We start from the raw sequence: 19,816 nt of genomic DNA on the forward strand, positions 1-19,816 counted from the left end.
TACCGTGCCCGATCCCCTGTCCTCGTTCCTCACCGCGCTCGACCTGACGGACACCGGCGCCCGCACCAGCGAGGACATCTCGACGGGTCCCTCGCAGTGGATGCCCGAGGGGCGGGTCTTCGGCGGCCAGGTCCTCGCGCAGTCGCTCATCGCGGCCGGTCGCACCGTCGAGGGGCGCTCCGTGCACTCGATGCACGGGTACTTCCTCCGCCCCGGGGACGTCTCCCTGCCGATCACGTTCTCGGTCGACCGGATCCACGACGGCCGCTCCTTCTGCACCCGTCGGACGCAGGCCTACCAGAACGGACGCCCCATCCTCTCGATGATCGCCTCGTTCCAGACCGAGGACGAGGGCCTCGACCACCAGGCGCCGATGCCGGAGGGGATCCCCGACCCGGAGTCGCTGCCGAGCACCGCTGAGATCCTCGCGGGGGTCGACCACCCGGTCGGCAGCTTCTGGGCCACGCAGCGCCCCTTCGACGTGCGGCACGTCGAGCAGCCGGTGTACCTCCGGGCCGACCCCGAGCGGGTCGCGCACCAGAGTGTATGGATGCGCTCGCTCGGACCGCTGCCGGACGATCCGATGCTGCACCGCGCCGCCCTCGCCTACGCGAGCGACTACACGATCCTCGAATCCACGCTCCGCCGGCACGGTGCGGCCTGGACGACGCCCGGCCTGCGGATCGCGAGCCTCGACCACGCGATGTGGTGGCACCGCCCCGCGCGCGTGGACCAGTGGCTCCTCTACGTGCAGGAGGCGCCGAGCGCGTCCGGCGGACGCGGCCTCTCGCTCGGGCGCATCTACACGCAGGAGGGCGCGCTCGTGGCGAGCGTCGCCCAGGAGGGCATGGTCCGCGTCCCCCTGGGCTGAGCTCAGCCCCGCTTCGAGAAGGTGATGGGCTCCTCGACGTAGGGGCCCCACGCCTCGCGGAGCTCCTCCGGGATGCGCTGGGGCCTGCCCGTCGCGGCCGTGACCAGCACCAGAGTGGTGGCCGCCTTCGTGAAGAGCACCCGCGGGACGACGCCGGCGGGCGAGTAGAGCTCGTAGCAGACCTCGAGGCTCGCCCCGCCGATCCGCCCGATCCACAGCTCCACGTCGATCGGCGCGCGCATGTACGGGATCGGCGCGAGGTACTCGATCTCCTGCCGGGCGATGAGGCTGATCGACTCGGCGCCCGGCCGTGCGTCGAGCACCGCCGTCGCCATCCCGCCGGGCTGCGGCGAGTCCGGCTTCCAGAACGCCTGGATGCGCGCCTCCTCGAGCAGGCGCAGCATCTCGGCGTTGTTCACGTGCGCGTAGGCGTCGAAGTCCGACCAGCGCAGCGGGATGGCGACGTGCAGGCGCATCAGTCGCGGGTGAGCTTGCGGTATGCGGAGCGGTGCGGCTTCGCCGCGTCCGGGCCGAGGCGCTCGATCTTGTTCTCCTCGTACGCCTCGAAGTTGCCCTCGAACCAGTACCAGTTGGCCGGATCCTCCTCGGTGCCCTCGTAGGCGAGGATGTGGGTCGCGATCCGGTCGAGGAACCACCGGTCGTGCGTGATCACCACGGCGCAGCCCGGGAACTCGAGGAGCGCGTTCTCGAGGCTGCCCAGGGTCTCGACGTCCAGGTCGTTGGTGGGCTCGTCGAGCAGGAGCAGGTTGCCGCCCTGCTTGAGCGTCAGCGCGAGATTGAGGCGGTTCCGCTCGCCACCGGAGAGGACGCCGGCCTTCTTCTGCTGGTCCGGGCCCTTGAAGCCGAACTGCGAGACGTAGGCGCGGGAGGGGATCTCGGTCTTCCCGACGGTGATGTAGTCGTGCCCGTCGGAGACGACCTCCCACAGGTTCTTCTGCGGGTCGATGCCGCCGCGGCTCTGGTCGACGTAGGAGATGTCGACCGTCTCGCCGATCTTCAGGTCGCCCGAGTCGAGCGGCTCGAAGCCCACGATCGTCTTGAAGAGCGTTGTCTTGCCGACGCCGTTCGGGCCGATGACGCCGACGATGCCGTTGCGGGGCAGCGTGAAGCTGAGGTCGTCGATGAGGACGCGCTCGCCGAACTGCTTGTGCAGCTTCTTCGCGTCGATGACCTGGGAGCCCAGACGGGGGCCCACCGGGATGACGATCTCCTCGAAGTCGAGCACGCGCGTCTTCTCGGCCTCGGCCGCCATCTCCTCGTAGCGCGCCAGGCGCGCCTTCGACTTGGCCTGACGGCCCTTGGCGTTGCTGCGCACCCAGTCGAGCTCGGTGGTGAGCCGCTTGGCGAGCTTGGCGTCCTTCTTGCCCTGGACCTCCAGGCGGGCGCTCTTCTTCTCGAGGTACGTCGAGTAGTTGCCCTCGTAGGGGTAGAGGTGGCCGCGGTCGACCTCGGCGATCCACTCCGCGACGTTGTCGAGGAAGTACCGGTCGTGGGTGACGGCGAGCACGGCGCCGGGGTACTTCGAGAGGAACTGCTCGAGCCAGAGCACGCTCTCGGCGTCGAGGTGGTTGGTGGGCTCGTCGAGCAGCAGCAGGTCGGGCTTCTGCAGGAGGAGCTTGGTGAGCGCCACGCGGCGCTTCTCGCCACCCGAGAGGTTGGTGACGAGGGAGTCCCCCGGCGGGGTGCGCAGCGCGTCCATCGCCTGCTCCAGCTGCGAGTCCAGGTCCCAGGCGTCGGCGGCGTCGATCGCCTCCTGCAGGGTCCCCATCTCGGCGAGGAGACTGTCGAAGTCGGCGTCCGGGTCGGCCATCGCGAGGGAGATCTCGTTGAAGCGGTCGATCTTGCCCTTGATCTCGCCCACGCCCTCCTGGACGTTCTCGAGTACCGTCTTGGTCTCGTCGAGCTCGGGCTCCTGCATCAGGATGCCGACGGTGTAGCCCGGGCTGAGCCGCGCCTCGCCGTTGCTCGGCGTGTCCAGCCCCGCCATGATCTTCAGGATCGTCGACTTGCCGGCGCCGTTGGGCCCGACCACGCCGATCTTCGCTCCCGGCAGGAACGACATGGTGACGTCGTCCAGGATCAGCTTGTCGCCGACCGCCTTCCGCGCGCGCACCATCGAGTAGATGTATTCAGCCATGCCCAGTCCTCAAGTCCGTCGGTCTGCGCGGAGTCGGGTCGCCCGCCGGTCCCCTGCTCCGCGCGGAGGCGCTGACGGAGGCTCGGACCGGGGCGGGACGCCGGGCCCCGGCCGACGCGGAGCGCAGGCCGCGGGACCGTCCGCACCAGTCGAGGATAACGGGAACTCGCCGGTCCGCGTCGGAGGGAGCGCCTGAACGCGGACCGCCCTCCGCTCCGGCCGGGCCGGTGGGGAGGGCGGATCGCGTCAGCGGACGACGGTGCGGATCAGCTGCAGGGCGTCAGGCGCTCCACCGCCTCGGACAGCGTGTCCGTGCTGCCGAGCAGGATCACCTGCGTCGCCTTGGACGCGGTGATGTCGGCGAGGACCGCCCGGGGCACGCAGGTGGGCTGGACCGCGAAGAGCGGGCTCCCGGTGTAGCCCGCCGCCGTGGCTCCGGCCAGGGCGTCGGGGAACTTCTCACCGGTCGCGAGGTAGACGGTCTTCGCCGAGGTGAAGGCCGCCTTGTTCAGCTTCTCCGAGGTGTCGTACCGGTCGGTCCCGCCGATGCGGGTGATCATCGGGCCCGTGATCGAGCGCTCGATGCCGGCGCTGACCGAGAGCGAGGAGCCCGCGATCGTCAAGCTACTGACCTTGAGGCCGCTGATGATCTGCTGGGTGAGGGGGTCCACCGTGGAGCCGGTTCCGTTGGTCAGCACCACCGGAGCGTCCTTCGCGCCGGCCGCGGCGCTGGCGCTCAGAGCGTCGGGGAACTTCTCGCCCGTCGCCAGCCAGGCCCTCGAGGAGCCGCCCCTGAAGGCGTCCTGAAGGATCAGCTTCGAGGTGTCGTAGCGGTCGACTCCGCCGAGGCGCGTGATGTTCCTGTTCGTCGCGTACCCGGCCAGGTCGTTGTAGACCTGGCTGCCGACGCTGAGCTCGGAGCCGACGACGACGATCTTCGCGGGCTTGAGGCGCGTCAGCTCGGTGCGGACGACCTGGCTCATCGAGTCGCGGTCGACCAGGAGCAGCGGCCCGCCCGCCTTGGCCGCGGCGGGTCCGGCGCTGAGCGCGTCCGGGAAGTTCTGCCCGGTGGCGACGTAGACGACGGGGACGTTCGCCGGGAAGGTGCGCTTGGACACCTCGACCGCGGTGCCCTGACGGTCGGTGCCCGAGATGCGCGAGACGACCGGCGAGCCGGCGGGCGGGGCCGTCGGCGTTGCGGTCGGCGTGGGCGTGACCGGAGGAGTGGTCGGGGTCGGCGTGACCGGCGCGGTGGTCGCGGTGGCCGTCGGGGACGGCGTGACCGGCGGGGTGGTGGCTCCGCTTCCCGTCACACGGACCGCGGCGTCCGACGTGATGGTCGCTCCGCGGGGCTGCTCCACCCTGCCGTTGCTGATGCCGGTGACCTGGAGCAGGCTGCTCACGCGGTCCTTGTAGGCGTCGTAGGCGCTGGACGGGATCGTCACGGTGACCTTGGACTGATCGTTGTCCGCGACCACCTGGGCGGGGATCCGCTCGGTCCTGCTGGGACCGACGTAGGCGGCGAGCCCCTGGAGGTCGTAGAAGCCGTCCCGGTTGGACTCGAGGACGACGGTGTCGCCGCCCTTGACCTCCACGACGTCGACGTCCTTCTTGTACGCGAAGTACGCGGCGCTCCGCTGCAGCGTCTGCGCGGTCCCGCTGAGGTCGACCCCGCCGACGCCGCCGCTGCCGGAGGCTTCGGCGACGGAGAGGGTGGCCGACGTGGTCAGCTCGTAGCCGCTGTCGACCGGCTGGCCGATCGGCTCCTCGGGGTTCTTGATCGGCTGCTTCTGCGCAGTGATCTGCAGAGCGACGGTTCCACTGCCGAACGAGGCGAGGGGCTGCTTCAGGTCGATGCGGAAGCTGCGACTTCCGGACGCGAGGGTCGCCGACCCGGCGAGGTCGTAGTCTCCGATGGCCCAGTTGTAGGTCGTGAACGCCGGGTACGGTCCCGTCGGCCGAGCGGAGTCGGAGAGCGTGACGTCGAGCCCGGTGACGTCGCCCGCGACGGCAGCGGTCTGGGCGGCCGAGAAGGTCTCCGTCGTCGACCAGTTATAGGGACTGACCTGCGCGGACAGACGCTCCTGCTCGGCGGCAGCCGCTCCGGCTCCTGTCGTCACTCCGAGAACGACGGCTGCCGTGCTCGCGACCGCGATGGCGGCGCGCCTCCACCTCGCTCGCGTCGTCGTCTGCGGTCGGGATGTGGTCATGGCGAGTTCCCCCTCGTCGTGGTCCTCGTGCCGAGCACTCCTGTCGGCACGTCCGTCGCGGTGCCCGCGCTGGGGCCCACGTGTCGGTCAGGGCAGCCTAACCGTGCGGAGCGGCATCCCGGGGAGGGGAGGGCGCCGCCGACCACCGGGATCGTCGACCGGTCCGCTCGCACGAGGCTGTGCTCACGCTCGGATCCGCACCGGTCGGAGTGGTCCTGCAGGAGCGTCGGGCGAACACCGGGCGCTCTCGGACTCGACGGGCGAGGGGCCTTGTCGAGGATCCTTTCGTCCCTTCCGACCCCGACCGGGGCGCATGGCAGAGCGGACCCCGGTCGAGGCGAGCGCGTCAGCGCTGGATCGGTACGGTCCGGCCGACCAGGCAGGCGCCGGTCGCGATCGGTGCCGCGATCACCGCCCGCACCCCGCCGCTCTTCGGGCCGTACTGGCCGATGAGGCACGACTCCCCGAGCTTGACGGAGACCTGCACCGAGTCCGCGTCGAGTCCGACCGAGGTCTCGTCCGCTGTCAGCTGCATCGACTCGCGGGAGAACCCCGCCGCGACGAGCGCGTCGACCACGCTGGAGCCGCTCACCTCCGGATCGGGCTCGGCCGCCGCGCGAAGGGTCTGCTCGAACACGGGGAGGTTCTGCTCCGTCGTCCCGCCCGGCACGAAGGCGACGGGTGCGGCGGACTCCGCCGGTGCCGGCGCCTCGGCCGCGGAGGAGGACACCACGGGGTCCGGCGCCGACGGCGACGTGCAACCGGAGAGGCAGACGGCGAGACCGCCGAGCACGAGCGCGATGCGGGCCGCTCGGTTCCGTGTCACGCCCGGCTCCTCCCGACCGGGACGGCTCTCGCTCCGGTCCCCCGGATCAGAACGGGGTCTCCCCGGATCCTACCGAGAGACCGGGAGCGCCTCCGCCGACGCCCGCCGCCACCGGCGGCTCGGGTGCGGCATCACCGCGGGCATGGCCCGCCGCGCCCCAGTCCCCCGCCGCGGCGCCCTCGCGCGGCGCCTCCTCGCTCCACGCGGGCTCGGCGGCAGGGGCGGGAGCAGAGGCGCGCCCGACGGTCTTCGTGAAGCTGCTGGTCCCCCAGGCGAGGTCGTGCCCGATGCCCTCGGCCGTGAGGACCACATCGGTACCGGCCTTGCCTCCCGCCTCCCAGGCCCTCACCCCGAGCCGCCCGGTGACGAGGATCCGGTCGCCGCGCGACAGGGAGGACAGCGCGTTGCCGGCCAGGCCGTTGAACGCGGTGACGGTGTACCAGTTGGTCGAGACGTCGACCCAGCGCTGCTCCGAGCGGTCGTAGCGCCGCTGCGTCGAGGCGAGCCGGAAGCTGGTCATCGCGGTGCCGCTGGAGGTGTCGATGCTCCGGGGCTCGGTGCCGATGGTCCCGATGACGGTCAGGGTGTCGGTCATGGTCGTGTCCTCTCTACTCCTGCCCCGCCACGGCTGCGACGGGCACGGCGCCCGGGCGGAGGGGGCTGGTACCGCTCGGGCGCCGCAGGGCCAGTGTCGCGACGAAGGGCCCGCCTCCGAGGTGGAGGCGGGCCCTTCTGGGGAGAGGACGAGCGGATCGTCCCTTGTGGAGGAGCGTTACGACGCGGTGATGTACCTCGAGTAGGACTTGCGGATCTTGTTCACCTTGGGCAGTGCGACCGCCATGCAGTAGCCCTGGCCCGGGTTCTTCGCGAAGAAGTCCTGGTGGTAGTCCTCGGCGGGGTAGTAGACGCCCAGCGGCGAGATCTCGGTGACGATCGGGCCGTCCCACCACTCGGACGCACGGTCGCGCGCGGTCTCGAACAGCTCCTTCTCCTCGTCGGAGGAGTAGAACATCGCCGAGCGGTACTGCGTGCCGACGTCGTTGCCCTGGCGGTTCAGCTGTCGCGGGTCGTGCAGGGTGAAGAAGACGTCGAGGACGACCTGCTCGGGGATGACCTCGGGGTCGAAGGTGACGGCGACGGCCTCGGCGTGGCCGGTGCGCCCGGAGCAGACGTCCTCGTAGTCGGGCTCGGTCGTGCGGCCGCCGGTGTAGCCGGAGACGACGTCGGTCACGCCGTCGAGGACGCGGTAGACGGCGTCCAGACACCAGAAGCATCCTCCGGCGAGTACGAATGTGCGCATTGCGTGTGACTCACTTCCTGTCGCGTCGACGCGTCCGGGGTGCCGGAGGCGTCAGTCGGTCCAACACGCTCACCGCCCCCTGCATTCCGCGGATCCGCCCCCTGCAATAAAGTCGCGGCGTGAGCTACGACGCCGCCCCCGCCCGCTACGACCGCATGGACTACCGACGCACCGGACGGAGCGGCCTGCTGCTGCCCGCCCTGTCGCTGGGCCTCTGGCACAACTTCGGATCCGACCGCTCCCTCGACACGCAGCGCGCGATCCTCCGCCGCGCGTTCGACCTGGGCGTCACCCACTTCGACCTCGCGAACAACTACGGACCGCCCTACGGCGCCGCCGAGACGGCCTTCGGCCGCATCCTCGCGGAGGACCTCCGCCCGTACCGCGACGAGATCGTCATCTCGTCCAAGGCCGGATACGACATGTGGCCCGGCCCGTACGGGGACGGCGGCTCGCGCAAGTACCTGCTCTCCTCGCTCGACCAGAGCCTGCAGCGGATCGGCGTCGACTACGTGGACGTCTTCTACTCGCACCGGCCGGACCCGGAGACTCCGATCGAGGAGACCATGGGCGCTCTCGTCTCGGCGGTGGAGTCGGGCAAGGCGCTCTACGCCGGCATCTCGAACTACTCGCCCGAGCAGACCCGGGCCGCGCAGGCGGCACTGGCGGGCAGCGGAGTGCCGCTCCTCCTGCACCAGCCCCGCTACTCGCTCTTCGACCGCGGACCCGAAGACGGCCTCTTCCCCGTGCTCGACGAGCTCGGCACCGGCTGCATCGTCTTCTCGCCGCTGGCGCAGGGGCTCCTGACGGACCGCTACCTCGACGGCACCGTGCCGGAGGGGTCCCGTGCGGCGACGTCGCGCTTCCTCTCCTCCGACCGGATCGACGAGGCGTACCTGGAACGGGCCCGCGGCCTGAACGCGATCGCGCAGCAGCGCGGCCAGTCGCTGGCCCAGCTCGCCCTGAGCTGGGTGCTCCGGGTGCCCACCGTCACGAGCGCCATCATCGGCGCGTCGAGCGTCGCGCAGCTCGAGCAGAACGTCGCCGCGCTGGACGCCGGCCCCCTCTCGCAGGAGGAGATCGACGCGATCGAGGAGTTCGCGGTGCACGGCACGACCTTGCGCTGACGCCCCGGCGGGGATGTCGGTGGTCGGCCGTAGTCTGCGACAGCACTCGGCCGGTGGGTGCTCCGAGACTCGAGCAGGAGGAACCGATGTCCCTGTCCACGCTGCACGCCACCCGCACCCCGCCGACGCTCACCCGGGTCAACGCCCGGCTGTGGCGCGTGAGCACCGGCTCGGGCGCCGTGGTCGGTCACATCGAGCTGGTCGAGGATCCGCTCGGCGAGCGGTACCGCGCCAGGCTGCTGCGGGCGGGCATGCCCGCCGGCGCCGAGCTCGGCGAGTTCTGGAGCGTCGACGACGCGATCGAGGTCTTCCGCGTCGCCTGACGCGCCGATCCGCCCGGTCGGCGGCGTGCCGACCGGGCCGCGGCGACCGCCCCGGATAGCGTTCGCCCCATGCAGTGGTGGAACGAGTTCATGTCCTGGATCCGCACGAGCGACGGGCACCAGGCGGTCTTCACGGCCGCTGTGGTCCTGCTGGCCGTGGTGGTCGGAGCGATCGTGATCGCCTCCGTCTTCCGAGCGTCCATCGCGCGCCTCATCCGTCAGCAGGATCACGAGCGGAAGAACGCGGTCATCGCGACGCTCGTCGACGCCGCGGTCGACGCCTCGGCCTGGAACGTCCTCAGCAGCCCGGAGCGCGTCCTCAGCGACCGCGCGTCCGCGCAGGCCGAGACGCACCTCCGCCTCCTGCCCGTCAAGGGCTCCGGCGTCGCGGCCAACTGGGCCGCTCACGAGCTCGCCGAGCTGAAGCACACGTCGAGCACCGGCGGCTACCAGACGCAGGCGAGCGTGGGCGAGTTCCGCGACCGCCTCGTGCAGTGGCGGGACAAGCCCGGGCGCGCCCGGAAGGCCTTCCTCGCCGACCTCGAGCGCTGGCGCTTCTCGGAGACGGGTCGAGACCGCTCCGCCGAGTCCGCTCCGTCGTCCGATCGGGCCGCGAGCACCGCCGAGGCCGCTCCCCAGCGCACCGCTCCCCCGGCCGCCGCACCGACCGCCGTCCCACCGGTCGTCGTCGGCGCGGGCTCCGCCTCCGGCTCTGCAGCCCCGCAGACGCCCACGATCGTCCTCCCCGCGTCGGCCGGGGACGCCTCGCAGGAGGAGACCCGCCGCCTGCTCGCCGACGTCGACCGCCTGGAGGTGCCGTCGCGCGAGCGTCCCGTGGAGGAGCTGCCGCCCGTCGACCCGCAGCGCTCGGCTCCTGCCGCCGAGCCGCAGCCGGACGCGGAGCACGACGCGACGCCGTCGGCTCCGGCCGACGGAGACCGCGCCGACGTGCCGGCCGACGGAGACCGCGACGACGTGCCGGCCGACGACGAGGCGGTCGTCCGGGCGGACGAGGCCCGGTTCGAGCGGTCCGACTCGGACGACGACCGAGGCCAGGAGCGCAGCTCGGTCTGAGTGCTCCCGACCACGAGAAGAAGGCCCCGATCGCGAGTGCGATCGGGGCCTTCTCCGTGGTGCGGGCGGTGCGTGTACTGACTAAATGTGTGCATCACGTGCACGGGCGACTCGGCCGACCAGTACGGCGAGGGGCGCCGCGACGATCGTCCACGCGACGGCGATTCCACCGAGGATGGCGAGGAGCAGCATGGTCGTACCTCCGTTCGTTACGTCGTTGTAATTCCGGACACCCCAAGACTAGGTGCCTGAATGACACTCAAACGACTTCGGGTGGGAAACACGCCGGTGTTGCCTCCGATTTGCCGGTGTGTTACTGGTGGAGCGACCGCGAGTCCTCGTCCGAGGGTCACCGGAGCGGAGGAAGACCCCGTGGGTGCCGGGCGTCACTCCTCGGAGGAGCGCAGCGCCGCCCGAGGAGAGGCCGCGACGCGGTCGAAGGACGGGCGCGAGGCGTCGACGCTGATCCGCACGCCACCGGGACAAGACTAGGGACGGCGACCGGCGCGCTCCCGATCCGATGGTGCCCCCGGCAGGAATCGAACCTGCGACCAAGAGATTAGAAGGCTCCTGCTCTATCCGCTGAGCTACGGGGGCGGACTCCGACCACGATACCGAAGCACAGAGGCCGCGCCCGCCGGGGCCTAGGCGCCCCGGACGAGTCCCAGCACTCCCACGACGAGGGAGACCACGGCGAGGGCGAGCGACACGCCGATGAGCACCGTGTGCACGCGGAGGAAGGTCGTCGCGCGGCCGTCCGCGTCGCGCGCCCGCGGGTCCTTGCGGACGCGGCGGAGGAAGGGCGGCCAGACGATCGCGTTCCACACGGCGTTGACGATGAGGAGGCAGCAGGCGAGCGTGATCACGAGGGTCCAGTGTAGGAGGAGCGAGGCGGCCGGACCGGGTGTCGGCGGCCGCCGATAGACTGCCCCGCATGAGTAGCGCCCCCGACCGTCTTGTCTGGATCGACTGCGAGATGACGGGGCTCGACCTCTCCGTCGACGAGCTCGTCGAGATCGCCGTCGTCGTCACCGACTTCGAGCTGAACCCGCTCGACGAGGGGCTCTCCCTCGTCATCCGGCCCGACGCGACCGCGCTCGAGAACATGGGCGACTTCGTCCGGTCGATGCACGAGACCTCCGGGCTGCTGGTCGAGATCCCCTCCGGCGTCAGCGTCGCGGAGGCCGAGTACGAGGTGCTGGAGTACGTGCTGAGGCACGTCCCGGCGGAGCAGCAGGCCCCCCTCGCCGGCAACTCGATCGGCACCGACCGCGCCTTCCTCGCGAAGTTCATGCCGCGTCTCGACGGCCACCTGCACTACCGCAACGTCGACGTCAGCACGATCAAGGAGCTGGCACGGCGCTGGTTCCCGCGCATCTACTTCAACGCGCCCAAGAAGCACGGCGGACACCGCGCTCTCGCCGACATCCTCGAGAGCATCCGAGAGCTGCAGTACTACCGCCGTGCCGTGTTCGTGGAGCAGCCGGGGCCGAGCACCGCCGAGGTGCAGGCCGTGTCGGCCGCCGTCGTGGACGAGTTCGCCTCGCGGATGTAGTACTCTCGTACAGTTGCTTCGGCGGGTCACCCCGCCGGAACACGCTCCTGGTGGGTATAGCTCAGTTGGCAGAGCGCCTGGTTGTGGTCTAGGAGGTCGCGGGTTCGAGCCCCGTTACTCACCCTGATGTGGTGAGGTTCAAACCCTCGACGAGAGTCTCCACTCTCGCGAAGGTCTGAACCTCACCACTTTTCTTTTTCCCGGAGCACGCCGCAGCTGCCCAGTTCAGCGCGTTCGCCTGCTCCTCCGCGTTGCACAGCGACCCGAACGGCCGCTCGTACTCAACCCGGGTCTCACGGTCCTCGTCGATGAAGATCCTCGTGAAGAACGTTTGGTTGCAGAGCCGCCGGTTCGCATCATCACAGCGCTGGTAGATGCCAGCGACCTTCGCGAGCAACCCGAGCGAGTCATCCACGTTCGCGCGCGCCGACGCGTACTCCTCATGGTGCGCGGCGATCCGATTCTCGATGTTCTTCAGACCGGCACTGATGCGATCCTGCTCGATCTTCAACAGATCGAGCGGCACCGCCCCCGCATAGTGCGCCTGCAACACCTTCACTCGCTCGTCTTCGAGGCGATCCCGCTCGGTCGCCAGCCGATTGAGTTCCTTCGACTCCGACGCCATGAGCTGATCAAACTCAGCGTGCAGCATGCCCGCCAAGCTCTGACGGATCTCGTCACTCACTTGGATCGTCTCGTAGTAGCGCTCGATCAGGTGCTCGACATCTTCGATGAGCATCGCCTGCCGCGTGCACGCGTTCTTCCCGGAGTGTCTGCCCGAACAGACAAAGTACGGATAGACCTTGCCGTGCCGGTTCCGCGCGTTCGTGATGATGAGCCGCTCGCCGCACTGCCCGCAATACACGGTCCCCTTCAGATAGTGGTCGTGCACCTGGGTCGCATCGGCCGCGGAGTTGTGCGCATCCAGCACCGTCTGCACCTGATACCAGACCTCTTTCGCCACGATCGGCGTGTGCGTTCCCTTGTAAGTCGCACCTCCGTAGCGCACGTCGCCCTTGTAGTACGGGTTCGTCAAAATGCGGTGCATCGTCGACAACGCGATCGGCTTCGACGGCCGCTTCGGCGTCGGCGGACTCGTCAGACCCCGCGCGACGAGTTCGCGATGCAACTGCGACGTTGTCCACTGCCCCGACGCGTACACCTGGAATGCCCAGGTGACGAGTTCGGCCCGTTCCGTATCGACGACAACCGTGCGGATCTCTCGGCCCCGCTCGTCACGGATTCCGACGTTCGTGTACCCGATCGGGGCGCGGTTCGGGGTGCCGCCCTGCGCAGCCTTCTGCGAGAGACCCTTCACGGTTTCGGTGGCGAGATTGCGTGAGTAGAACTCCGCGATCGACGACATGATGCCGTGCAGAAGCATCCCCGACGGGGTCTCATCGATGTTCTCACTCGCCGACACCAGCATCACCCCGGCGTCACGAAGCGCGAGATGAATCGTGACGTCATCGGCTCGGGTGCGTGCGAGGCGGTCGACCTTGTGCACGATGCAGTAGTTCACCGGGTGCTCGGCGACGTACTTGATCATCCGCATCAGCTCGGGCCGGTCGGCCTTACGCGCAGACTCGCCAGCGTCGACGAACTCTTCGATCACGGTTGCACCGAGTTGCTCGGCCTTGCGACGATTGGCTTGCCGCTGTGCCGGGATCGAGTACCCCTCGTCAGTGCCGCCCGTCTCGGCCTGTTCCTTGGTCGAGACGCGCAGGTAGGTGACGGCGACCGCGCCGCCAGAAGGCATCGAGGGATGCACGAGATCATCGACCGCGCGCCGGTCGATCGTAGAGGTCGTCATAGCTCTTCTCCGCGTTGGTGGTCCAGAACGTCCACCGCGGAGTTGTCAACTGCGAATGTTGATCGTGAGAAGAGCCCGAAGGCTTTAGGACTAGGCCAGAACGGCCACGTTATACGTGCTCCGCACCGAGGTACAGAGGGTTTGGGACCACAACATCCACCTCAACGGCGAACACCCATATTCTACGGGGAGGTGCTGGCACTCGCCAGGGAAGTTCGTCCAACGATGCTCGCCGCGCGGGCCTCCCCCGCGTCTTGGAGGGCGAAGCGAATGAGCAGCTGCGTGAGCATCTGCGCGTCGGGTTGCGGCCGATGCTCTACGCGAATCGACAGACTCCGCTCCTCGCGGCTGCGACGTTCGGTCTTCTTCTCGTACGAGCGAGACATCATTCCCTCACCTCGCCCGTCTCGGGATCGATGTTCGCGAAGAACGCGTCCTCTGCGGCCTGGCGCGCTGCGACCTGGTCGAGCACGAACTGCACGAAGTCGGCGTCACGGTCGGTGAATACCTGCTCGACGATCTCTTGCTCGCGCTTCTCGCCCGGCCACGGGACACGACATGTCGGTCGATCCCGATCGCGACGTGTTCCACAGGCTGCGACCCAGTCGCGGAGCCTGCCGCGTGCGTCGGCGAAATCGCGGTGCCATCCGAGTGGGGCGGATCCGTCTTGGTCGGGGTCGTAGGCGCAGAGCCAGTGCAGGTGGAGCGCCGATAGCTCCCAGAGGATTTCGGGGTGGCGGTGCCACAGTGGCGGAACCTCCGAGGCGGGAAGGCCGTACTCCAGGCGCAGCCAGTTCACCCAGCGGTTGAGTTCGAGCAGTTCTTGCTCAAGGTCGTGGGCGGTGAGCAGGTTCCAGTTCACTGGGTGCGGTGGCACGGCTGCGGGTTCTGGCTCGAAGTTGGTCTCGGGCACGTCGTCGAAGGCGTCGCCCGGTACTTCGCGGTCATTCATGATCTCGCTCCTGCGGTGTCTCAGCGGCTGAGGGTCGGAGCTTCAGTGCTCGGCCGCTGTCGAGGGGCGTCGAACGCTCGGCTCTGCTCCCTGGACGGTGCTTCGTGCGTTGCGGCGCGGGAACTGCGGTCGACGCTGTACTGCGTGCGCGCGGTGTCATGCCCGATCTTCTTCGCGACGAACTCTTCGCCTTCGACCTTCTGGCCGTCGCGCTGATAGGCGTACTCGTGGGAGTAGCCCTCAGCGACGAAGCTGTCGCCCTTCGCGAAGCGTTCATACGCTCGTTCGGCGGTGGCGCGGTACATGACCAGGTTGTGGAAGCTCGGTTCGAGTTTCATTGCTGGTGCGGGCTGAGCGCCACCTGCTCGGCGTGAAGGCTCCAACGGCGAAGGGCAACAAGACCGGAGCTGATAGTCGCGAGACGGGGCGATCATGAGCGCAAAGCGGTTCATCGGCAGGTGCATCGGGATCAGCTCGGCAGTGCTCGGCGCATGCGCTGCCGTGCTCGGCTGGGGCATTGCCCGAAAGCTCACCGCGCCGGTCGGCCCTCGAACCTTCAACCTCGTCATCCGCGATATCGAAGACCGCGGAGACCTGCTCGGGATCGTGCTCGACCGCACACGCGCCACCGAAGCGGTCGGCATCTACAACCTCTGGTTCGAGCGTGGCGGATGGGTGCAGCTCGACGATGACGTTCAGGATCACGGCACAGACCAGGTCTCCCGGACTGTCACTGGCTGTTCGGCAGGACTCACCCCTCGTGTCGGCGACCGAGCCTCGTGGAGCGGCATCTACTTCGCGACGCCAATCGACGCAGGGCTCGAAGCCCGCGAAGTCAAGATCAGCACGGCTGGCGGGTACGCCCCCGCCTGGAAGATCGATGGCGACCTCTCAACGTGGGCGATCCATATCCACGGCCTCGGCAGCACCCGAGCGGGCACGCTTCGCGGCGTACAAATCGCCACGGAACTTGGGTACACGTCGCTGGTCGTGACCTATCGAAACGACGGCGAAGGTCCGCGCGGCGGAACCGGCCGCACGACACTCGGTGCCACCGAGGTCGACGACCTAGAGGAAGCGATCGGGTACGCAGTTCGCCGCGGAGCAGAACGCATCGTGCTGTTCGGCTGGTCGATGGGTGCTGCGATCGCGCTCCAGATCGCGCATCGACCTTCGTACGGTCCACTGGCTGCCGGGCTCGTACTCGACTCGCCGGTTCTCAACTGGACGGAGGTCATCAAGGCCAATTGCCAGCGTGCGGGGCTCCCACGAAGCGCCGGGGTCCTTGCGATTCCATGGCTCACAGTGCGGCCACTCGCGCGCACCATCGGTCTCCCCGATCCTGTGCCGTTCAACGAGATGAACTGGATCGCGCACGCGAACGAACTCACAGTACCGACGCTGATCTTGCAAGGCGATCGAGATGACTCCGTGCCGCTGAACGTGTCAGAAGTGCTGCGTGATTCACGCCCGGACCTCGTCACGCTCGCAGCGTTCGACGCAGGTCATACGCTCGGCTGGAACTCGGACGCTGCCCGATGGCGCGACGCCGTTGCGGGTTGGTTGTCCGAGTTCACGTCACGCTGACATGCGCGTCAGCTTCGGCATCGAACAAGTAATAGGCCGACCACGCCCGGAAACACCCGACTCAACAGGCACAGCTTCGATATCATCGGCAGTGACGGTCTGCGCGGACCAATGAGGGAGGCCGGATGTGACTGAGCCGTGGCTGTCTGCCGATGACATTGCCTCCCATCTCGGGGTCACCAAGGACACCGTCTACACCTGGATCGCCGAGAAGAGCATGCCCGCCCACAAGATCGGGCGTCTTTGGAAGTTCCAGGCAAGCGAGGCCGTCGACTGGGTGCGCCGTGGCGGCGCGGCTGCATCTGACGAGGCGGTACCCAGCTGACCGTACCGAACGCGCAACCCAGAGCCACCGGCGATCAAAGTCGGTGGTTCCTCATATCCTGATCTACTGCCCAGTTTCCGGAAGGAGGCACCGTGACCGACACGACGTTGACGCTATCATCGCTGCGCGCGGGTCAGCGGCTCCTCGGCCTGGTGCCCGGGCAGACCGTGACCCTGATCGCAATCGACCCGATCGACGCTGAACTATTCGAGGTCTTCTACCGCGACGACTCCGGGGGAAGTGGCGCCAGGGCGATCACCGACTCGGATGCTGCACGGTTCGAAGTAGCGGGTGACTTCGATTCGGCTCCGCCTTACGATGCCGATCCCGACGAGTTCCGGTTGGCGGCCGAAGCGCTGCGGATCAAGTACGCAGCGCTCTACGACCCGATGGTCGCGGTCAACAGCTCGGACGTCGATCCGCTCCCGCACCAGATTCGCGCGGTCTACGAGGAACTACTTCCCCGGATCCCGCTCCGGTTCCTGCTCGCTGACGACCCCGGTGCCGGGAAGACGATCATGGCGGGGCTGTACCTGAAAGAGCTGATCCTGCGATCCGACTGTGATCGGGCGATCATCGTTGCCCCGGGTGGGCTGGTTGAGCAATGGCGTGAGGAACTGTCGCAGAAGTTTGATCTGCGCTTCGAAGTCTTCAGCCGCCAAATGGTCGACGATGCCCAAGGTCGCAACGTCTTCGCCGAGCATGACTTCCTGATCGCACGAATGGATCAGCTTTCGCGCAGTGAAGACCTCATCGAACAGCTCGGTGAGGTTACCTGGGATGTCGCGGTGGTCGATGAGGCGCACCGCATGTCAGCGCATTACTCGTCGTGGGCGGGTGAGGTCGATGAGACCAAACGCTTCAAGCTCGGACGTCTGCTCGCGGACACTGCACACAACTTCCTGCTGATGACCGCGACCCCACACGCGGGCAAGGAAGAAGACTTCCAGCTGTTCATGTCGCTGCTGGATCGCGACCGCTTCGAAGGCCAGTTCCGGCAGGGCGTGCACCGCACCGACACACACGGGTTGATGCGCCGCATGGTCAAGGAAGATCTGCTCACCTTCGAAGGCAAGCCTCTGTTCCCGGAGCGCAAGGCGTACACCGTCGAGTACGAGCTGAGCCCAGCAGAGCGAGAACTGTACGAGCTGGTCACTGACTACGTCCGCACAGAGATGGGGCGAGCCGAGCGGATCGCCCAGGCCGGTGACAAGAAGCGCGGCAACAACGTCGGCTTCGCACTCACCGTACTGCAACGGCGTCTCGCGTCCAGCCCCGAGGCCATCCTGCGTTCGCTGGAACGGCGCCAACAGCGACTGGACACCAAGTTGCGTGAGATGCAGCGAATCACCGACGAAGCGCGGTTCGGCGTCTCGATCTCCTCCCACATCGACGAATGGACCACCGGCAAGACCACACTTGACTTCGGTAGCGATGCACTTCCGGCGCTCTCGCTCGACGAGTTCGAAGACTACGACGAGGAGACCACCGACGACGAACGTGCGCAGTTCGAGGCCCAAGCGGATCAGGTCGTCGACCTCGCCACAGCTGCACAGACGATCCCCGAGTTACGCGCCGAGATCGCGATCCTCGAAGACCTCATCAAGGCTGCGCGGCGGGTCAGGCTGCATGACGATGACAAGAAATGGGTGCAACTGCGCACCATCCTCGATGAGCAGCTCCTCACTCACGACGGATCGGGCGAATCCCGCAAGATCATCATCTTCACGGAGCATCGCGACACCCTCGACTACCTCACGACCAAGATCACCGCGCAGTTCGGCCGCGCCGACTCCGTCCTCACGATCCATGGCGGGACCCGCCGCGAAGATCGCAAGATCGCTCGCGAGCGCTTCACTCATAATCGCGACGCTGTCGTCTTGCTCGCCACCGACGCCGCCGGTGAGGGACTGAATCTTCAACGCGCGCACTTGATGGTGAACTACGACCTGCCGTGGAACCCGAACCGCATCGAACAGCGCTTCGGCCGCATCCACCGCATCGGCCAGCGCGAGGTCTGCCACCTCTGGAACATGGTCGCTAAGGACACCCGCGAAGGTGACGTGTTCACCCGGCTACTGGCGAAGATCGACCAGATGTCGATCGCGTACAACGGCAACCTCTTCAACGTGCTCGGTGACGCCGACGCCTTCCAGGAGCGATCGCTGCGAGATCTCCTGATCGAGGCGATCCGGTACGGCGACCAGCCTCAGATCAAGGCCAAGCTCGACCACATCATCGACGCGGGAGTCTCCCACGGGCTCGACGAGATGCTCGCCGAACGTGCGCTGCACCCCGAAATGTTCAGCGCGCTCAACCTTGAGGAAGTTCGCGCGCACATGGAGATGGCTCGTGAACGCCGCCTTCAGCCCGGCTACATCGCTGCGTTCTTCCTCCCCGCGTTTGAGCGCCTCGGCGGGCGAGTCCGTAAGCGTGAGAAGGGACGCTACGAGATCACGCGCGTCCCAGCCCGCGTGATCGACGGAGCCCGCCGCCTCAACCGGTGGGCGCCAGTCGCCGAGCAGTACGAACGCATCACGTTCGAACTCACGCGCAGGAACCCTGAAGGGTTGGCCGATGCCTCACTCATCGCACCGGGCCACCCGCTGCTGGACGCAGTCATCGAAACGACCATCGACGACCTCGGACCGACGCTCAAGCGAGGCACCGTGTTCGTCGACCGACGCAATACGCAGTCCGCTACGCCGACATTGATGTTCAGCGTTGAGCAGCGCATCGAGAACACTGCAAGCGAGCCTGACACCATCTCGCATCACTTCGATTACCCGCTCCTCGAACAAGATGGCAAAGTGACCTCCTCCGGTGCGCCGCCCTATCTCGACTACGACCGGCCCGATGCGGCTGAAGCCGAGGTGATCAGCGAGATCGCTCGAAGTGACTGGGCGAGGCAGAACCACGAAAAGCTCCTGCGAGCCAGGGCATACCGCGACGGGCTCCAGCCCCGCATGGAGGAGATCAAGGCACGGCTCGACATCGAGACCGCCCGCACTCGCGCGCAAGTGAAGGACCGTCTGTTCGCAGAGATCAATCACTGGGATCGCGAGCACAACCGTCTCGAAGCGCTCGAACGCGGAGGTACCGTTGGAAGGCTTCGCGCCGAAACCGCATTGGTGCGTGCCCGTCAGCTCGACGACCGACTGAGCGAACGGCTCGAACAGCTCGACCAGGCGACAAATCTGGTCGCCGTACCTGCGGTAGTCCGAGGAGCCGCGCTCGTCGTGCCTAGCGATCTCATCACGGCTGAAGATGCCAACGTCGGCGCTCACACCTTCGCACGCGACACGGAGGCCGTCGAACGTCGAGCGGTTCAAGCTGTCCTCGCGGCCGAGAAAGCGCTCGGACGTGAACCAATTGAGATGCCGCGGAATAACCCTGGCTACGATATTCAGTCCACCGACCGAAGTGGTTTCATCCACTACATCGAGGTCAAAGGTCGCATCGAAGGTTCGGACACCTTCACGATCACGACGAACGAGATTACTTTCGCTCTGACCCAGGGTGAACGGCATCGCCTCGCTCTCGTCGAGGTATCCGTGAGTGGGCCCGAGCAGGACCGGCTGCGGTACGTAAGCGACGCCTTCACCCATCTCGAACCATCTGCGACAACCCGCTCCTACAACGAGGTATGGCGCGATTACTGGGACCGCGGAGGACCACCGCGATGACCCCGACGA

The 19,816-nt window shown here is 67.8% G+C and carries 18 protein-coding genes and 2 tRNA genes; 9 read left to right on the forward strand and 11 right to left on the reverse strand.

Going from position 1 to position 19,816, the window contains the following annotated elements:
- The first annotated feature begins 4 nt into the window (after positions 1 to 4).
- Positions 5 to 871 (forward strand): acyl-CoA thioesterase II, encoded by an 867-nt coding sequence (locus tag C5C53_RS07705; RefSeq protein WP_258072474.1) that lies wholly within the window; start codon positions 5 to 7, stop codon positions 869 to 871.
- A 2-nt stretch (positions 872 to 873) separates the two neighbouring features.
- On the opposite strand, the gene C5C53_RS07710 is transcribed toward C5C53_RS07705, so the two are convergent.
- The 6 genes from C5C53_RS07710 to msrA form a co-directional block, all read right to left on the reverse strand.
- Positions 874 to 1,347: a thioesterase family protein gene (locus C5C53_RS07710; RefSeq protein WP_104223707.1), complete on the reverse strand. Its 474-nt coding sequence runs from the start codon at positions 1,345 to 1,347 to the stop codon at positions 874 to 876.
- Positions 1,347 to 3,029, reverse strand: coding sequence for an energy-dependent translational throttle protein EttA (ettA, locus tag C5C53_RS07715; RefSeq protein ID WP_104223708.1), 1,683 nt, complete (start codon positions 3,027 to 3,029; stop codon positions 1,347 to 1,349). The genes C5C53_RS07710 and ettA overlap by 1 nt, the downstream gene beginning before the upstream one ends.
- 266 nt (positions 3,030 to 3,295) lie before the next feature.
- Positions 3,296 to 5,239 (reverse strand): cell wall-binding repeat-containing protein, encoded by a 1,944-nt coding sequence (locus C5C53_RS07720; protein ID WP_104267235.1) that lies wholly within the window; start codon positions 5,237 to 5,239, stop codon positions 3,296 to 3,298.
- A gap of 346 nt (positions 5,240 to 5,585) precedes the next feature.
- Positions 5,586 to 6,065, reverse strand: a complete 480-nt coding sequence (locus tag C5C53_RS07725; protein WP_104262817.1) for a DUF6993 domain-containing protein — start codon at positions 6,063 to 6,065, stop codon at positions 5,586 to 5,588.
- Between the two features lie 46 nt (positions 6,066 to 6,111).
- Positions 6,112 to 6,660: a single-stranded DNA-binding protein gene (locus C5C53_RS07730; RefSeq protein WP_104267236.1), complete on the reverse strand. Its 549-nt coding sequence runs from the start codon at positions 6,658 to 6,660 to the stop codon at positions 6,112 to 6,114.
- 177 nt (positions 6,661 to 6,837) lie between these two features.
- On the reverse strand, positions 6,838 to 7,365 hold the full coding sequence (gene msrA, locus C5C53_RS07740) for a peptide-methionine (S)-S-oxide reductase MsrA (RefSeq protein WP_104223713.1): 528 nt from the start codon (positions 7,363 to 7,365) through the stop codon (positions 6,838 to 6,840).
- 119 nt (positions 7,366 to 7,484) lie between these two features.
- Between msrA and C5C53_RS07745 the strand changes: the two genes are divergently transcribed.
- The 3 genes from C5C53_RS07745 (at position 7,485) to C5C53_RS07755 (ending at position 9,889) form a co-directional block, all read left to right on the forward strand.
- Entirely contained in the window at positions 7,485 to 8,492 is a 1,008-nt protein-coding gene (locus C5C53_RS07745) for an aldo/keto reductase (RefSeq protein ID WP_104267238.1), read from the forward strand.
- Positions 8,493 to 8,578: 86 nt separating this feature from the next.
- The gene (locus C5C53_RS17095) at positions 8,579 to 8,815 is read left to right on the forward strand and encodes a hypothetical protein (RefSeq protein WP_104223715.1); all 237 of its coding nucleotides are present in this window, start codon (positions 8,579 to 8,581) and stop codon (positions 8,813 to 8,815) included.
- Positions 8,816 to 8,884: 69 nt separating this feature from the next.
- Complete coding sequence (locus C5C53_RS07755; protein ID WP_104267239.1) at positions 8,885 to 9,889, forward strand: hypothetical protein; 1,005 nt, start codon at positions 8,885 to 8,887, stop codon at positions 9,887 to 9,889.
- A gap of 521 nt (positions 9,890 to 10,410) precedes the next feature.
- Here the strand turns inward: C5C53_RS07755 and C5C53_RS07760 are convergent.
- Together C5C53_RS07760 and C5C53_RS07765 are read right to left on the reverse strand one after the other, a co-directional pair.
- A tRNA-Arg gene (locus tag C5C53_RS07760) sits at positions 10,411 to 10,486 on the reverse strand.
- 47 nt (positions 10,487 to 10,533) lie between these two features.
- Positions 10,534 to 10,755, reverse strand: coding sequence for an SCO4848 family membrane protein (locus tag C5C53_RS07765; RefSeq protein WP_104223717.1), 222 nt, complete (start codon positions 10,753 to 10,755; stop codon positions 10,534 to 10,536).
- 68 nt (positions 10,756 to 10,823) lie between these two features.
- On the opposite strand from C5C53_RS07765, the gene orn reads away from it, so the two are divergent.
- Complete coding sequence (gene orn, locus C5C53_RS07770; RefSeq protein WP_104267240.1) at positions 10,824 to 11,444, forward strand: oligoribonuclease; 621 nt, start codon at positions 10,824 to 10,826, stop codon at positions 11,442 to 11,444.
- A gap of 50 nt (positions 11,445 to 11,494) precedes the next feature.
- Positions 11,495 to 11,567, forward strand: a tRNA-His gene (locus tag C5C53_RS07775).
- On the opposite strand, the gene C5C53_RS07780 is transcribed toward C5C53_RS07775, so the two are convergent.
- The 3 genes from C5C53_RS07780 to C5C53_RS07795 all read right to left on the reverse strand — a co-directional run bounded on the left by C5C53_RS07780 (position 11,563) and on the right by C5C53_RS07795 (position 14,547).
- Positions 11,563 to 13,257 carry a recombinase family protein gene (locus tag C5C53_RS07780; RefSeq protein WP_104267241.1) on the reverse strand — a complete coding sequence of 565 codons (1,695 nt, stop codon included), beginning with the start codon at positions 13,255 to 13,257 and terminating at the stop codon, positions 11,563 to 11,565. The two genes, C5C53_RS07775 and C5C53_RS07780, sit on opposite strands and share 5 nt — an antisense overlap.
- A gap of 385 nt (positions 13,258 to 13,642) precedes the next feature.
- Positions 13,643 to 14,209, reverse strand: a complete 567-nt coding sequence (locus C5C53_RS07790) for a hypothetical protein (protein WP_104267243.1) — start codon at positions 14,207 to 14,209, stop codon at positions 13,643 to 13,645.
- 20 nt (positions 14,210 to 14,229) lie between these two features.
- Entirely contained in the window at positions 14,230 to 14,547 is a 318-nt protein-coding gene (locus C5C53_RS07795; protein ID WP_308470979.1) for a single-stranded DNA-binding protein, read from the reverse strand.
- A gap of 94 nt (positions 14,548 to 14,641) precedes the next feature.
- Between C5C53_RS07795 and C5C53_RS07800 the strand changes: the two genes are divergently transcribed.
- The 3 genes from C5C53_RS07800 to C5C53_RS07810 all read left to right on the forward strand — a co-directional run bounded on the left by C5C53_RS07800 (position 14,642) and on the right by C5C53_RS07810 (position 19,807).
- On the forward strand, positions 14,642 to 15,796 hold the full coding sequence (locus tag C5C53_RS07800) for a S9 family peptidase (protein WP_146084656.1): 1,155 nt from the start codon (positions 14,642 to 14,644) through the stop codon (positions 15,794 to 15,796).
- Between the two features lie 127 nt (positions 15,797 to 15,923).
- The gene (locus C5C53_RS07805; protein WP_104267244.1) at positions 15,924 to 16,121 is read left to right on the forward strand and encodes a helix-turn-helix domain-containing protein; all 198 of its coding nucleotides are present in this window, start codon (positions 15,924 to 15,926) and stop codon (positions 16,119 to 16,121) included.
- A 92-nt stretch (positions 16,122 to 16,213) separates the two neighbouring features.
- Entirely contained in the window at positions 16,214 to 19,807 is a 3,594-nt protein-coding gene (locus C5C53_RS07810; RefSeq protein ID WP_104267245.1) for a helicase-related protein, read from the forward strand.
- The last annotated feature ends 9 nt before the right edge of the window (positions 19,808 to 19,816 follow it).

The organism is Rathayibacter sp. AY1E3, assembly GCF_002932235.1.
GTDB lineage: Bacteria > Actinomycetota > Actinomycetes > Actinomycetales > Microbacteriaceae > Rathayibacter.